General features: G+C 72.3%; 13 protein-coding genes and 1 pseudogene. 7 read left to right on the top strand and 7 right to left on the bottom strand.

The annotated features are described in order from the left end of the window. Positions 1-1,191, bottom strand: coding sequence for a CaiB/BaiF CoA-transferase family protein (locus AB0I73_RS18985; RefSeq protein WP_363038747.1), 1,191 nt, complete (start codon positions 1,189-1,191; stop codon positions 1-3). 62 nt (positions 1,192-1,253) lie between these two features. Next, positions 1,254-1,529 carry a hypothetical protein gene (locus tag AB0I73_RS18980; protein ID WP_363038745.1) on the bottom strand — a complete coding sequence of 92 codons (276 nt, stop codon included), beginning with the start codon at positions 1,527-1,529 and terminating at the stop codon, positions 1,254-1,256. A 164-nt stretch (positions 1,530-1,693) separates the two neighbouring features. Between AB0I73_RS18980 and AB0I73_RS18975 the strand changes: the two genes are divergently transcribed. Then, positions 1,694-2,599, top strand: coding sequence for a LysR family transcriptional regulator (locus tag AB0I73_RS18975; protein ID WP_363038743.1), 906 nt, complete (start codon positions 1,694-1,696; stop codon positions 2,597-2,599). A gap of 123 nt (positions 2,600-2,722) precedes the next feature. Here AB0I73_RS18975 and AB0I73_RS18970 read toward each other — a convergent pair whose 3' ends face one another. Both AB0I73_RS18970 and AB0I73_RS18965 read right to left on the bottom strand, forming a co-directional pair. After that, entirely contained in the window at positions 2,723-4,243 is a 1,521-nt protein-coding gene (locus tag AB0I73_RS18970) for a catalase (protein ID WP_363038741.1), read from the bottom strand. Positions 4,244-4,659: 416 nt separating this feature from the next. Continuing rightward, complete coding sequence (locus AB0I73_RS18965) at positions 4,660-5,223, bottom strand: NAD(P)H-dependent oxidoreductase (protein WP_109382311.1); 564 nt, start codon at positions 5,221-5,223, stop codon at positions 4,660-4,662. Positions 5,224-5,402: 179 nt separating this feature from the next. On the opposite strand from AB0I73_RS18965, the gene AB0I73_RS18960 reads away from it, so the two are divergent. The 3 genes from AB0I73_RS18960 (at position 5,403) to AB0I73_RS18950 (ending at position 8,879) form a co-directional block, all read left to right on the top strand. Then, positions 5,403-6,068, top strand: coding sequence for a helix-turn-helix domain-containing protein (locus AB0I73_RS18960; RefSeq protein ID WP_363038738.1), 666 nt, complete (start codon positions 5,403-5,405; stop codon positions 6,066-6,068). Between the two features lie 150 nt (positions 6,069-6,218). Next, on the top strand, positions 6,219-7,256 hold the full coding sequence (locus AB0I73_RS18955) for a LacI family DNA-binding transcriptional regulator (protein ID WP_363038736.1): 1,038 nt from the start codon (positions 6,219-6,221) through the stop codon (positions 7,254-7,256). 186 nt (positions 7,257-7,442) lie between these two features. After that, positions 7,443-8,879, top strand: coding sequence for an aldehyde dehydrogenase family protein (locus tag AB0I73_RS18950; RefSeq protein ID WP_363038734.1), 1,437 nt, complete (start codon positions 7,443-7,445; stop codon positions 8,877-8,879). A gap of 25 nt (positions 8,880-8,904) precedes the next feature. Here the strand turns inward: AB0I73_RS18950 and trxA are convergent, their stop codons facing one another. After that, entirely contained in the window at positions 8,905-9,309 is a 405-nt protein-coding gene (gene trxA / locus AB0I73_RS18945) for a thioredoxin (RefSeq protein ID WP_363038732.1), read from the bottom strand. 186 nt (positions 9,310-9,495) lie between these two features. Between trxA and AB0I73_RS18940 the strand changes: the two genes are divergently transcribed. Beyond that, complete coding sequence (locus AB0I73_RS18940; protein WP_363038730.1) at positions 9,496-10,911, top strand: NAD(P)/FAD-dependent oxidoreductase; 1,416 nt, start codon at positions 9,496-9,498, stop codon at positions 10,909-10,911. 38 nt (positions 10,912-10,949) lie between these two features. Here AB0I73_RS18940 and AB0I73_RS18935 read toward each other — a convergent pair whose 3' ends face one another. After that, the gene (locus tag AB0I73_RS18935) at positions 10,950-11,594 is read right to left on the bottom strand and encodes a peptide deformylase (RefSeq protein ID WP_363038728.1); all 645 of its coding nucleotides are present in this window, start codon (positions 11,592-11,594) and stop codon (positions 10,950-10,952) included. Between the two features lie 144 nt (positions 11,595-11,738). Between AB0I73_RS18935 and AB0I73_RS18930 the strand changes: the two are divergent. Further along, positions 11,739-11,885: pseudogene (locus tag AB0I73_RS18930) on the top strand (PepSY domain-containing protein); the annotation flags it as partial. Between the two features lie 245 nt (positions 11,886-12,130). On the opposite strand, the gene AB0I73_RS18925 reads toward AB0I73_RS18930, so the two are convergent. Further along, positions 12,131-12,505: a tetratricopeptide repeat protein gene (locus tag AB0I73_RS18925; protein ID WP_363038726.1), complete on the bottom strand. Its 375-nt coding sequence runs from the start codon at positions 12,503-12,505 to the stop codon at positions 12,131-12,133. Between the two features lie 134 nt (positions 12,506-12,639). Between AB0I73_RS18925 and AB0I73_RS18920 the strand changes: the two genes are divergently transcribed. Next, positions 12,640-13,605, top strand: a complete 966-nt coding sequence (locus tag AB0I73_RS18920; RefSeq protein WP_363038724.1) for a pirin family protein — start codon at positions 12,640-12,642, stop codon at positions 13,603-13,605. The last annotated feature ends 378 nt before the right edge of the window (positions 13,606-13,983 follow it).

Below are 13,983 nucleotides of genomic sequence, written 5' to 3'. Positions count from 1 at the left end.
TCAGACGACCTCGTCCGCGCGGAGGGCGTCGATGTCGGCGGGGGAGTGGCCCAGTTCGGTGAGGATCGCCTCCGTGTGTTCGCCGACGGCCGGTACCGGGTCCATGCGGGGTGGCAGGCCCGCGAGGTCGGCCGGCGGAAGCAGGGCCTGAACGGTCGCTCCGGGCACGGCCACCTCGCGCCAGCGGTCGCGGGCGGCGAGGACCGGGTGGTCGAGGAAGGCGGCGACGTCGTTGACCCCGGCGCAGGCGATGCCGGCGGCCTCCAGCTCCTCCAGCAGTTCCCCGGCGTCGGAGCGGGCGCAGCGCTCGGCGATGACGGCGTCGAGTTCCTCGCGGTGCGCCACCCGGGCGGAGCCGGTGACGAAGCGGGGATCCTCGGCCAGCTCGGGGCGGCCCAGGAACTCCGCGCACAGGGCCGCCCACTCGCGCTCGTTCTGGATGGAGAACAGCACCTCGCGCCCGTCTGCGGCCGGATACGTCCCGTACGGGGCGATCGTGGCGTGCTGGGTACCAAGCCGCGGGGGCTGGGTGCCGCCGTGGCGGGTGTAGTAGGCGGGCTGGCCCATCCACTCGGCGAGCGCCTCGAACAGCGACACCTCCACGGGGTGGACGGTGCCGGTGGTCGCGCGGGTGTACAGCGCGGTGAGGACACCGCTGTACGCGTACATCCCGGCGGCGATGTCGGCCACCGAGATACCGGTCCGGGCGGTGCCGTCCGGTGTTCCGGTCAGCGACACCAGGCCCGTCTGGCACTGCACCAGCAGGTCGTACGCCTTGCGGTCGGCCCAGGGGCCGGTCGTGCCGTAGCCGGAGACGGTGCAGGGGATCAGCCGGGGATGGCGCCGGACGAGCTCGTCGGTGCCCAGACCGAGCCGGCCCGCCGCGCCCGGCGCCAGGTTCTGCACGAACACGTCGGCACCGGCGAGGAGTCGGTGCAGGATCTCCCGGCCCCGCGGATCCTTGAGGTTCAGCGTGAGGGAGTCCTTGGAGCGGTTGAGCCACACGAAGTAGCTGGAGTGGCCGTGGACGGTGGTGTCGTAGCGACCGGCGAAGTCTCCCCCGCCCGGCCGCTCCACCTTGATCACACGGGCGCCGAGGTCGGCGAGCTGACGGGTGGCGTACGGCGCGGCCACGGCCTGTTCCAGACTGACCACTGTGACCCCGGACAGGGGATGTCTCTGCACGTCCACGCCTTTCGCTCACCTCCCCGATTAGTACGGCCGGGGCGAGCGGCCTGTCAACGGCGCCCCTTTCAGTGACCCGTCCCGCCCACACCGCACGCCCCGCCCGCCCGGCTCGGCGGAACGCCGGCGGGCGGCCTGCTGCGGGTGACGACGCGGCTGCCGCGGTCGTCGACGACACGGACCTGGAGCGAGCCGCAGCCGCAGCGGGTCCACACGGTGCTGCCCGCCGCGGTGGTGTGCCGCGACACCAGCCGGAACGGCTCGCCGTCGTCCGGCCATCCGCAGTACGGGCAGATGACGCCGGTCGAGCCGGTCGCGCCAGTGGTTCCGGGCGTGCTGGTCATGATGACTCCTCAGCTCCTCACATCCCCGGGTCCGCGCGTTCTCGAACTCGCGGCTCCCATGACGACATGGCCCGGTCGGCCGTCGTGACACAGCCCAGGGTGCGCCGGAACATCCGTACACGTCCAGGTTGACTTCGTGGACCTGACCGTGAAGCGTGGGCTACATGATTGACCTGCGTCGGCTGCACGTCCTGAGGGCGGTCGCCCACTACGGCACGGTCACGGCGGCTGCCCAGGCCCTGCACTTCACCCCGTCCGCCGCCTCCCAGCAGATCCGCCGGCTCGCCCGCGACCTGGGCGTCGACCTGCTGGAACCGCAGGGGCGCGGGGTACGGCTCTCTCCGGCGGCCGAGAGCCTGCTCGCGCACGCCGACGCCATCCAGGCCCACTGGGAGCAGGCCGAACTGGACCTGCGGGCCGACCGCGGTGCCCCCGCCGGGCTGCTGCGGGTGACCGGATTCCCGGTGGCGATCTCGGTGCTGCTGGCGCCCATGGCGGCCCGGCTGGGCGCGCGTCATCCGCGGCTGGCGGTGCGGATCCTGGAGACGGAGGTGCCGAAGAGCTTCGACCTGCTCTTCGAGGGGGCCACCGATCTGGCGATCGTGGAGGCCACTCCGAGGAACCCGCCGCTCAGCGACGCGCGCTTCGACCAGCGGCCGCTGCTGGACGACCCGTTCGACCTGGTGGTCCCCGAGGGGCATCCGCTGGCCGGGCGGGAGCGGGTCGACCTCGAGGAGGCGGCGCGCGAGCCGTGGATCGCGCCGGTGCCGGAGAGTCCCTGCCGGGCGCATGTGATGTCGGCGTGCGGCGCCGCCGGGTTCACCCCGGACGTCGTCCACCACGCCCTCGACTGGAACGTCACCGCCCACCTCGTCGCGCACGGGCTGGGCGTCGCCCTGATCCCGCGGCTGGCCCAGCCGACCCCGCACCTGCCGGTCACCCGGGTGCGCTGCACGGGCAACCCGCACCGCAAACTGCTGACCTGCACGCGAGGAGGCGGCCACGCCCGCCCGGCGGTCGAGGCCGCCCTGCGGGAACTACGCGAACTGGCGCCGACGGCCGTCGCCTGAAGGCCGTTCGAACAGCCGGACAGGCCCCGGCGGTGCGGAAACAGGTGCGGGGCGCGCGCCGTGTGACGCACGCCCCGTACGGACGGGGACCCGAAGCCGCCCACTCGCCCTTCGCCGAAGGCGTCAGGCCTTTTCCTGCATGGTGCGCCGGGCCGGACTGCCCTGTTCGGCGGCCTTGGGGTCCTTCTCGTCCGCCTTCGCCCGCACGCCCTGGGCGATGCGGGCACCGATCTTCTTGTCGATGTTCGTCCAGTACTCGAAGGCTCGCTCGAGGACGGGTTCGGTCACGCCGTTGAGGAGGTGTCCGACGACGTTGTCGACCAGTCGGTCGCGCGCGGCGTCGTCCATGACCTCGCGCACCAGGGTGCCGGGCTGGCTCCAGTCGTCGTCCTCGGGGTGGGAGACGTAGGCGGTGCGCATGAGGGCCCCGTCGGCCTCCCAGCTGGGCGGAGTGCCGTAGTGCTCGGTGTCGGCCGCGGGACCACCCTTGGAGTTCGGCGCATACACCGGATCGGTCGTCTTCCGGTAGGCCATCGCGCCGTCCTTGGAGTAGCTGTGGACGTCGACGACCGGGGCGTTCACAGGAAGCTGCTGGTAGTTGGCGCCGATCCGGTGGCGGTGGGCGTCGGCGTAGGAGAAGAGCCGGGCCAGCAGCATGCGGTCCGGGCTCGGGCCGATGCCGGGGACCAGGTTGTTGGGCTGGAAGGCCGCCTGCTCGATCTCGGCGTGGTTGTCGGTCGGGTTGCGGTCGAGTGTCATGCGGCCGACCGGGATGAGGGGGTAGTCGCCGTGCGGCCACACCTTGGTCAGGTCGAACGGGTTGAACCGGTAGTCCGCGGCTTCCTCGTACGGCATGATCTGCATGTACAGGGTCCAGCTCGGGTACTCGCCGTCGCGGATGTGCTCGAAGAGGTCCCGCATGTGGTAGTCGGTGTCGGCGGCCGCCATCTGGTCGGCCTCGTGCTGGGTGAAGCACTCGATTCCCTGGTCCGTCTTGAAGTGGTACTTCACCCAGAACTTCTGACCCTCGGAGTTGATCCACATGTACGTGTGGGAGGAGTAGCCGTTCATGTGGCGCCACGTCCGCGGGATACCGCGGTCTCCCATGAGCCAGGCGACCTGGTGAGCGGATTCCGGCGAGAGGGTCCAGAAGTCCCACTGCATGTCGTGGTCGCGCAGGTTGTTGTCCGCCCGGCGCTTCTGCGACCGGATGAAGTGCTGGAACTTCATCGGGTCCTTGACGAAGAACACCGGCGTGTCGTTGCCGACCATGTCGTAGTTGCCCTCGCTGGTGTAGAACTTCACCGCGAAGCCGCGCGGGTCGCGCCAGGTGTCCGGGCTGCCGCGCTCGCCCGCGACGGTCGAGAAGCGGATGAGCAGGTCGGTGCGGGTGCCCGGCTGGAAGACGGCCGCCTTGGTGTAGGCGCTCACGTCGTGCGTCACCTCGAAGTGGCCGAAGGCGCCGCTTCCCTTGGCGTGCGGCTGGCGTTCGGGGATCCGCTCCCGGTTGAACTGCGCCATCTGCTCGATGAGGTAGGCGTCGTGCAGCAGGATCGGCCCCCCGGGACCTACGGTGAGCGAGTGCTCGTCACTCTCCGCCGGGGCGCCGGAGTCCGTCGTGGTGGCAGGTGGGGTGTCTGTCATGGGTCGGCCTTTCGTCGTTCGGTGGCGGTGTGCCGGGTCCCGCGCGACAGGTGACCGGGGCGACCAAGGTCTCTTCGGCCCTGCCCGCAGGCCGTGACACGCCGGCCCCGGGGCTGCTCCTGAGCCCCGGACTGCTCGGTCCCAGTAGGTCGCGTGCCCCGGAGCGGCCACACCAATCCGGCCCGGCGGTGTCCCAGGTGGGTCGAGCCTTCGACCACGGTCCGCGCCGCCCGGGGAAGGAACAGGCGGTACCCCGCCGTGACATCGTCCGTCACCAGTCTCCGCCGCGGGCCGAAGCGCGCAACGTGAGAGGGGCCATGGGAGGGTGCCCCGGAACAGGCGCGCCACGGCCGAAGGGGCCGGAGCCGTCGTCGAGACGGCTCCGGCCCCTTCGGGACGCGGTCGTGCGGGGTGGCTCAGGCGGCGGCCGGTGCGGTGGCGTGGCCGTTGAGGGCGACGATGACCTCGGTCAGCTGCCCGACGACCTCGGCGTCGTCGGCGGGGTGGACCTCGGCGAAACGGGTCACGGAGCCCGGGATCGAGAGCTTGATGTCCTCGATCACCTTGCCGCCCGCGATCCCCAGGGCCTTGCGGGACTCGTCCTGCGCCCAGACGCCGCCGTACTGGCCGAAGGCGGTGCCGATCACGGCGACGGGCTTGTCACCGAGGGCGGCGGCGCCGTACGGGCGGGACAGCCAGTCGATGGCGTTCTTCAGGACGGCCGGCATCGTGCCGTTGTACTCGGGCGTGAAGAGCAGCAGGGCGTCGGCGCTGCCCACGGCCTCGCGCAGCTGCGTGGCGGCGGCGGGGACGCTGCCCTCGACGTCGATGTCCTCGTTGTAGAAGGGGATCTCCGCGAGACCTTCGTAGAGCACCACGTCGGAGCCCTCGGGTGCGAGCTTCACCGCGGCCTCGGCGAGCTGACGGTTGTGCGAACCGGCGCGAAGGCTGCCGACGAGGGCGAGGATGCGGACGGACATGAGAACTCCTGGGGGGTGAAATTCCGGGTGGAACACGGGGGCGGGACATGTGGTGCGACGGCCGGGCGCGACGGCGTGACGAAACATCGCCGCAACAATCCGGACCGAGGTCCGTTTACTTTTCTAGCACCCTAACCGGACCCTGGTCCAGTTTCTTCCCGATGCCTTACTCTGGCTTCATGTCCGCCGTGCCGCCGCCCGCCCCGACACCTCAGGAGCCCGTCGAGCCGCAGGAGTTGCCGCAGCTCGGCGGCGAGATCGACGAGCCCTGCCTGCGAGCCGACGCGGCGCGCAACCGCGCCCGACTGCTGGAGGCCGCCGCTCTCCTCGTCGCCGAACGCGGCGCGGACGGCCTCACCATGGAGGCGGTGGCCGCGGCGGCCCGGGTGGGCAAGGGGACGGTCTTCCGGCGCTTCGGCGACCGCACCGGGCTGCTGTCGGCACTGCTCGACCACTCCGAGAAGAAGTTCCAGGCCGCCTTCCTCGCCGGACCCCCGCCGCTGGGGCCGGGAGCGCCGCCCGCGGAGCGCCTGCGGGCGTTCGGCCTCGCCCTGCTGCGCCGCACGGCCGACGAACTGGAACTGCAGCTCGCCGCCGAACCGTGCGCCGACCGCCGCTTCACCAGCCCGCCCCGCCGCGTGCTGATCCACCATGTGTCGCTGCTGCTGCGCGAGGCCGTCCCCGACGCGGACTGCGAACTCCTCGCCCACACCCTGATGGCGCCGCTCGACCCCGCCCTGGTCCACCACCTGACCCAGCAGCGAGGGATGCCGATGGAGCGGCTGGAAGCCGCGTGGGCGGACCTCGTCGACCGCGTGACGGGTTCCGAGGCCTTCCCCGGCTGACCGGGCCGCTCGCCGCGGCCGCGCAGACCGGAGCGCGCCACCCCGACCGCACGGCCAGGACGTCCTGAACTGAACCGGAATTGCGCTGAGGCGCTCTCAACTCCCCCGCCTGAAGGGCTCGTTCGGGCTTCTGCAAGGATGCGTGGCGTCATGGTGCAGATACCGAACCCACCCGCGCCCGCATCCGTCGCACTGCCGCGCGCCGTGCCCACGAGCGCCGACGTGGCCCGACTGGCCGGCGTCTCGCGCGCGACCGTCTCCTACGTCCTGAACAACGCCGAGGCCGTCCGGATCAGCGAGCCCACCCGCCGCCGCGTCCGCGACGCCGCCAGGGAACTCGGGTACGTGCCGCATGCGGCGGCCCGCAGCTTACGGGCCGGCCACAGCCGTATGGTGCTGATGCCGGCCCCGGCCTTCCCGGTGGGCCCGGTCTACAGCCAGTTCGTCAACGACCTCCAGGTGGGGCTCGGCCGCCTCGATTACACGGTGGTGCAGTACGGCACCGTCGGCGTGCACGACGACGAGGCCGCCCGTGCCTGGGCCGAACTGCGTCCCGTGGCCGTGCTGGTCCCCGGCTCCGGGCTCGGCCCGCGGGGCGTCGCCGTGCTCAAGCGCTCCGGAGCGCGTGCCGTGATCACCCTCGGCCCGGAGTCCGTCGAGGGCGCCCACGCCCTGCTCATGGACCACGACGTCGTCGGCCACAGCGCGGGCGCCCATCTGTTCGACCGCGGTCGGCGCCGCATCGGCGTCGTCGTCCCGCGCGAGCCCGGTCTGGGGGCGTTCTCCGCGCCCCGCCTGGCCGGCGTGCGTGCGGCGCTGCGCGGCACCGACGCGACGGTCACCGAACTGCCCCTCGCCCACGACGAGGGCGCCGCCGCGCGGCTCGCCGCAGGCTGGCGCGACCTCGGCCTCGACGCCGTGTTCACCTACAACGACGAGTACGCGATGCTGCTGATGCGGGCCCTGGACGACGTCGGCGTCCGCATCCCGGAGGAGACGGCCGTGGTCGGCGCCGACAACCTCATGCTGGGCCGACTGCTGCGGCCCCGGCTGACCACCGTCCACCTCGACCTGCCGTCCGGCCGGGAACTCGCCGAACTCGTCGACCGCGCGGTGCGCGATCCCGCCGCCGCACTCGAGGCCCACAAGGTGCTGGGAGCGTCGGTGGTCCAGCGCGAGTCCAGCTGAGGTCTCTTCGCGTGCCGGGCGCCCGCCCGCGCCGCATGCGATGTCCGGTCACATCGTCGGGCGCTCGGGGGAGTCGGACCGTCCGGATGGTGACTAGGATGTTGCCTGCTCAACCAAATGGTACGCGGAAGGACAGCCGGGCTCGCGCTCGCGCGGTGCGCCGGTGACCGATCGGAGAGCCCACACATGCCGTTGCTCGACCCCACGACCTGGCAGCCCCGTCGTCTCGCGGGACCCGACCACACCGTCACGGAGCCCGCCACCGGCGAACAGCTGGCCACCGTCACCCTCGCCACCGGTGAGGACGTCGGGGCCGCCGCCGAAGCGGGCCGCACCGCCCAGACCGAGTGGGCGAAGGCCCCGCACTTCGTCCGTGCCGCGGTGCTCCGCAAGGCCGGCGACCTGTTCGCCGCGCACGCCGGGGAACTGCGGGAATGGCTGGTCCGCGAAGCCGGCAACATCCCCGGCAAGGCCGACTTCGAACTGCACGTGGCCGCCCAGGAGTGCTACGAGGCCGCGGCCCTGGCCTCCCGCCCACCCGGTCAGGTACTGCCCACCGAAGGGCCCCGGCTGTCCTACACCCGACGGGTGCCGGTGGGCGTGGTGGGCGTCATCGCGCCGTTCAACGCGCCGCTGATCCTGTCCATCCGTTCCGTCGCCCCGGCCCTCGCGCTCGGCAACGCGGTCGTCCTGAAGCCGGACCCGCGCACCGCGGTCTGCGGCGGACTGGCGCTCGCCGCGGTGTTCGCCGAGGCGGGGCTGCCCGAGGGACTGCTGCACATCCTGCCGGGCGGCGCGGAGACCGGTCAGGCGCTCGTCGCCGACCCGCGCGTCCCCGTCATCTCCTTCACCGGCTCCACCGGCGCCGGCCGGCACGTCGGGGAGGCCGCTGGCCGTCACCTCAAGCGGGCCCACCTGGAACTCGGCGGCAACTCCGCGCTGATCGTGCTGGAGGACGCCGACCTCGACGCGGTGATCTCCACGGCCGCCTGGGGCTCGTTCTTCCACCAGGGCCAGATCTGCATGACGACCGGACGCCACCTGGTGCACGCCTCGCTCTACGACGAGTACGTCGAACGGCTGGCCGCCAAGGCGGACTCACTCGCCGTCGGCGACCCGCACCGCGACCAGGTCCACCTCGGCCCGCTCATCGACCGTGGACAGCTCGACAAGGTCCACGCCCTGGTCGAGTCCAGCACCGCCGGCGGTGCGAAACTCGCCGCGGGCGGCACCCACGACCGGCTGTTCTACCGGCCCACCGTTCTCGCGGACACCGGCAACGACACCCCCGCGTACACGGAGGAGGTCTTCGGCCCCGTCGCACCCGTACGGTCCTTCAGCGACGCCGACGAGGCCGCCGCCCTGGCCGCCGCGAGCCCCTACGGCCTCTCGCTGGGCATCGTCACCGCCGACACGGCACGCGGCCTGGCCCTGGCGGAGCGGATCCCGACGGGGATCGTGCACATCAACGACCAGACCGTGAACGACGAGGCCGTGGCCCCCTTCGGCGGCGTCGCCGCCTCCGGCACCGGGTCCCGCTTCGGCGGCGATGCCAACCTGGACGCGTTCACCGAGGTGCGCTGGACCACCGTGCGCGGGGACGTCGCGCAGTACCCGTTCTAGAAGGACCCGAGCCGGGGCCGGTCGGTCACTGGCCCCGGCTCGGGCTCCCCGCCTCGCCGCCGGCCTTCGCCTGCTGCTCGGCGATCGACTTGCGGACCTCGTCCATGTCCAGCTTCCGGGCCTGCCCGATGACGTCCGTCAGCGCGGCTTCGGGCAGGGCGCCCGGCTGGGCGAACACGGCCACCTGGTCGCGGACGATCATCAGCGTCGGGATCGACCGGATGTCGAAGGCAGCGGCCAGCTCCGGCTGCGCCTCCGTGTCCACCTTGCCGAACACCAGGTCCGGGTTGTCCTCCGCCGCCTTCTCGTACACAGGGGCGAACTGACGGCACGGCCCGCACCAGGACGCCCAGAAGTCGATGAGAACGAACTCGTTCTCCGTGACCAGCTGGTCGAAGTTCTCCTTGGTGAGCTCCACGGTGCTGCTCATGGTGTTTCCTCTTCCTGACGTCGGGTCGAGCCATCCGCACAACACGGCCGGCCGGGTCACGTATTCCGCGCCCCTACCCATGTGGCCACCACGCACACCACCCACCAGACTGACCCCATGAGGCAAACGGAACCGACAGGACGGACAGGACCGACGGGGTCGACAGGACCGGCGGACCCGGAGCCCATGGACTACGACGTCGTCGTGCTCGGCGCCGGGCCCGTGGGGGAGAACGTCGCCGACCGCACCCGCGCGGCAGGGCTGACCACCGCGATCGTCGAGAGCGAACTGGTCGGCGGCGAGTGCTCCTACTGGGCGTGCATGCCCAGCAAGGCCCTGCTGCGTCCCGTTCTCGCGCGGGCCGACGCCCGCCGCACCCCAGGCCTGAGCCGGTCGGCGCAGGGGCCGCTCGATGTGAGCGCGGTCCTCGCCCACCGGGACGAGTACACCTCGCACTGGAAGGACGACGGTCAGGTCCGGTGGCTGGAGAGCGTCGGCGTCGAACTCCACCGTGGCGTCGGGCGGATCACCGGCCCGCGCACGGTGACCGTCACCGCCGGCGACGGAACGCGGCGCGTCCTCACCGCCCGGCACGCCGTCGCCGTCTGCACGGGCAGCCGCGCGCTGCTGCCCCCGCTGCCCGGACTCGCCGACGTCGCGCCGTGGACGAGCAGGGAGGCCACCAGCGCCAAGGCCGTGCCCGACAGGCTGGTCGTGGTCGGTGGCGGTGTCGTGGCCACCGAGATGGCCACGGCCTGGCAGGCGCTCGGCTCCCGGGTCACGCTCCTGGTACGCGGCAAGGGCCTGCTGTCCCGGATGGAACCCTTCGCCGGAGAGCTGGTCGCCGAGGCGCTCACCGAGGCCGGCGCGGACCTCCGTACCGGTACCTCCGCCGCCTCGGTGACCAGGGAGAACGGCGCCGTCGTGGTCATCACCGAAACGGGGGAACGGATCGAGGCCGACGAGATCCTCTTCGCCACCGGCCGCGCCCCGCGCACCGACGACATCGGCCTGGAGACCGTCGGTCTGGAACCCGGATCCTGGCTCTCCGTGGACGACAGCCTCCGAGTGACCGGCCAGGACTGGCTCTACGCGGTCGGCGACGTCAACCGGCGTGCCCTGCTCACCCATCAGGGCAAGTACCAGGCCCGTATCGCGGGCGCCGCCATCGCCGCGCGCGCCGCCGGGGGGCCCGTCGCCGCGGAGGCGTGGGGCGCGCACGCCGCCACCGCCGACCACGACGCCGTACCCCAGGTGGTGTTCACCGACCCGGAGGCGGGCTCGGTCGGCCTCTCCCTGGCCGAGGCGGAACGGGCGGGACACCGCGTCCGCGCCGTCGACCTCGACCTGTCCTCGGTCGCCGGCGCCGGTCTGTACGGGGAGGGGTACAAGGGCCGCGCCCGCATGGTCGTCGACCTCGAGAGCGAGACCCTGCGCGGCGTCACCTTCGTCGGCCCCGGCGTGGGCGAACTGGTCCACTCGGCGACCGTCGCGGTCGCCGCCCAGGTCCCGGTCGCCCGCCTGTGGCACGCGGTCCCGTCGTACCCGACGATCAGCGAGGCATGGCTCCGACTGCTGGAGGCATACCGGGACAGCACCTGAGCCACCGGGAGAGCGGGCCACGGGCGGGCGACCGGGCCTTACGGCAGTTCGAAGCCCAGGGCCCGCGCGGCCGCCTCCGGCGTGGGCTGCGACCAGCGCTCCACCACCGCCTGGTGGGACGAGAGCGAGCGGGGCTCGGCCCGGTCGAGATAGAGCGTGCCGTCGAGGTGGTCCGTCTCGTGCTGGACGATCCGCGCGGGCCAGCCGCTGAACACCTCGTCCACCGCCCGCCCGTGCTCGTCCTGCCCGGTCAGCCGCACCTCGGCGTGCCGCGCCACCACCGCCTGGTAGCCGGGCACGCTCAAGCAGCCCTCGAAGAACGCCGCCCGCCCGCCGCCGACCGGCGCGTAGACCGGGTTGACCAGCACCCGGAAGGGCTGCCGTACCCGGCCGCGCGCCAGCCGCACCTCGTCCGGGACGGGAGCCGGATCCTCGATCACCGCGATCCGCAGCCCCACCCCCACCTGCGGCGCGGCCAGGCCGACCCCCGGCGCGGCGTGCATGGTGACCCGCAACGCCCCGACGAACCGCGCCAGCAGCGCGGGGTCCAACTGGCCGTCGAAGGGCTCGGACGCCTGCCGCAGAACCGGATCACCGGCCGCGACGATGGGCAACGGCCCTTCACCGGCGAGGAGTTGCTCGACGCGCTCCGCAAGGGGCGCACGATCGTTCGGAGTTCCCATCGGGCCAGGATGACACGTGCCCACGACATCTCCGTTTCGGCGAGTGATGCGGGTCACAGCCGTCGCCCGGGAACCCGCGGCCCCGCCGCCCCGACCACTGGAGCAGCACCACGGCCGCCAAGACGCCCCGGGAGAAGCCCACCGATGACCACCGCTCCCTCGACCACCACGGACGAGGCCCCCCAGCCCCCCGCCCCCGCACGGTCCGGATCCGCCTGGACCACCCTGCGCCCCCTGATCCTGCGCCTGCACTTCTACCCGGGCGTGGTGGTGGCGCCGTACCTCCTCGTCCCGCTGCTGGCGGTGGTCGCCGTACTGGGCTACTTCGTCCCGCTGCTCGGCATCCCGCCGGCCGCCTTCCTCGCCGTCGACTCGTCCTCGGGGAGATCGCGCACAGGCGGGGCGACGGACGTACGGGGGAGACGAACGCACCGGAACGGCACGGACGCCGTAACCGGGACGCGGCGGGACCGCGCGGGCCGGTGCCGGTCTCCCTCCGGGAGGAGCCGGGCACCGGCCCGCGCGACTGCCGTCCTCTACGCGTGGTCGAACTCCCGGTCGAGCCCATCGTCGAACTCGCCCGCCAGCGCGGCGGCGATCCGCAGGTGGGACTCCGCCTCCTCGTTCCGCCCCTGCCGTTCGAGGGTGCGGCCGAGCATCAGCCGGGCGTAGTGCTCCACCGGGTCGCGCTCCACGATGACCCGCAGCTCGGCCTCGGCGCGGCGCAGCTGGGCCGAGTGGTAGTAGGAGCGCGCCAGCAGCAGCCGCGGCCCGGTCTGCTCCGGCACCTCCTCGACCAGCCCGCTCAGGACGCGCGCCGCGGCGGCGTAGTCCTTGGCGTCGAAGAACAGCCCGGCGCGCTCCCAGCGCTCGGCCGGGGTTCCGTGGTCGTAGTAGTACATGGTGTCCACTCGTGACCTCCTTCGACGCCGACAACGGAGCTGGTTGATTGAATATTCCACTACTGGCGGGGGTGGCGGAGCGGGAAGCGACGGAGTGGCTCACCGGAGTGACTCACCGCCCCCCTCGAAGCTAGGTTGTGCCCATGAGCAATCTCGAGCGGGAAGCCGTTCCGTCCCTGTGCGGCGGCCGCGGCTTCGTGGTGGCGGAGCCGGTACGGGAACTCCTCAGCCCCCGGCAGGTCAAGCTCGGCGAGTCCACGGAGGTCCGGCGGCTGCTGCCCAACCTGGGGCGGCGCATGATCGGCGCGTGGTGCTTCGTCGACCACTACGGTCCGGACGACATCGCCGACGAGCCCGGCATGCAGGTGCCGCCGCACCCGCACATGGGCCTGCAGACGGTGAGTTGGCTGCACGAGGGCGAGGTCCTGCACCGTGACTCCACGGGCAGCCTCCAGATGATCCGCCCGCGCGAACTGGGCCTGATGACGTCCGGCAGGGCGATCAGCCACTCCGAGGAGAGCCCCCGCTCGCACGCCCGCTTCCTGCACGGCGCCCAGTTGTGGGTCGCCCTCCCGGACGGCCACCGCCACACCGACCCGCGCTTCGAGCACCACGCCGACCTCCCGGTCGTCACGGCGCAGGGGGTCGAGGCCACACTCATCCTCGGCGACCTGGACGGCGCCACGTCCCCGGGCACGGCGTACACCCCGATCGTCGGCGCCGACCTGGCCCTGTCGAACGGCGCGGACGTCCGGCTGCCCCTGGAGCGTGACTTCGAGTACGCGGTCCTCGCCATGTCCGGCGAGGTCCACGTGGACGGCGTACCGGTGCTCCCGGGCTCGATGCTCTACCTCGGCTGCGGCCGCGACGAACTCCCCCTGCGCGCCGAGTCCGACGCGGCGCTGATGCTCCTGGGCGGCGAGCCGTTCGAGGAGGAACTGGTCATGTTCTGGAACTGGATCGGCCGGACCCAGGAAGAGATCGAACAGGCCCGCCGGGACTGGATGACCGGTACCCGCTTCGGCGAGGTGAAGGGCTACGACGGCGCCCCGCTGCCCGCTCCGGAGCTCCCGCCGGTGCCGCTGAAGCCGCGGGGAAGGGTGCGTTGACCTGCGGAAACGGCTAATTGGTTGGTGACGGACGGGCGACTCGCCGTCGTGCGTTGTCTCCCGTCCCTCCATCGCGTGCGGGAGGGCGGCTGGACGTGCTGTGGGCCCCCTGTGCGGGGTCAGGCGATTCCACGGTGTGTCCCTCTGTGGGGAGCTGTGGCAGGACTCTTGCTCACCCTTTGCTAACCCTACTGACGAGTCATCACATGTCGGCGGAGGTTCGTCTCGTACCTTCGCGGCGGTGTAGTGGTCATCGCCGCTTGGGTGACCACCGCACGGATGTTGACCCGGCGGGTGGCTGAGTCACACTCCGGTGCGGGAACTCGGTACTCGGCCTGTCGGTTTGTGGGAATTCGACAAGGCGGGAGTGGTTGTAGG

The organism is Streptomyces sp. NPDC050388, assembly GCF_040655635.1.
GTDB lineage: Bacteria > Actinomycetota > Actinomycetes > Streptomycetales > Streptomycetaceae > Streptomyces.
The sequence above is the reverse complement of the archived record's forward strand: the minus strand, read 5'-3'. Positions and strand labels throughout refer to the sequence as shown.

Bases quoted from the DNA above. Each gene is read 5' to 3' on its own strand.
- AB0I73_RS18980 (WP_363038745.1), bottom strand. From the start codon at position 1,529: ATGACCAGCACGCCCGGAACCACTGGCGCGACCGGCTCGACCGGCGTC.
- AB0I73_RS18960 (WP_363038738.1), top strand. From the start codon at position 5,403: ATGTCCGCCGTGCCGCCGCCCGCCCCGACACCTCAGGAGCCCGTCGAG.
- AB0I73_RS18970 (WP_363038741.1), bottom strand. From the start codon at position 4,243: ATGACAGACACCCCACCTGCCACCACGACGGACTCCGGCGCCCCGGCG.
- AB0I73_RS18950 (WP_363038734.1), top strand. From the start codon at position 7,443: ATGCCGTTGCTCGACCCCACGACCTGGCAGCCCCGTCGTCTCGCGGGA.
- AB0I73_RS18935 (WP_363038728.1), bottom strand. From the start codon at position 11,594: ATGGGAACTCCGAACGATCGTGCGCCCCTTGCGGAGCGCGTCGAGCAA.
- AB0I73_RS18920 (WP_363038724.1), top strand. From the start codon at position 12,640: ATGAGCAATCTCGAGCGGGAAGCCGTTCCGTCCCTGTGCGGCGGCCGC.
- AB0I73_RS18965 (WP_109382311.1), bottom strand. From the start codon at position 5,223: ATGTCCGTCCGCATCCTCGCCCTCGTCGGCAGCCTTCGCGCCGGTTCG.
- trxA (WP_363038732.1), bottom strand. From the start codon at position 9,309: ATGAGCAGCACCGTGGAGCTCACCAAGGAGAACTTCGACCAGCTGGTC.
- AB0I73_RS18955 (WP_363038736.1), top strand. From the start codon at position 6,219: ATGGTGCAGATACCGAACCCACCCGCGCCCGCATCCGTCGCACTGCCG.
- AB0I73_RS18940 (WP_363038730.1), top strand. From the start codon at position 9,496: ATGGACTACGACGTCGTCGTGCTCGGCGCCGGGCCCGTGGGGGAGAAC.
- AB0I73_RS18975 (WP_363038743.1), top strand. From the start codon at position 1,694: ATGATTGACCTGCGTCGGCTGCACGTCCTGAGGGCGGTCGCCCACTAC.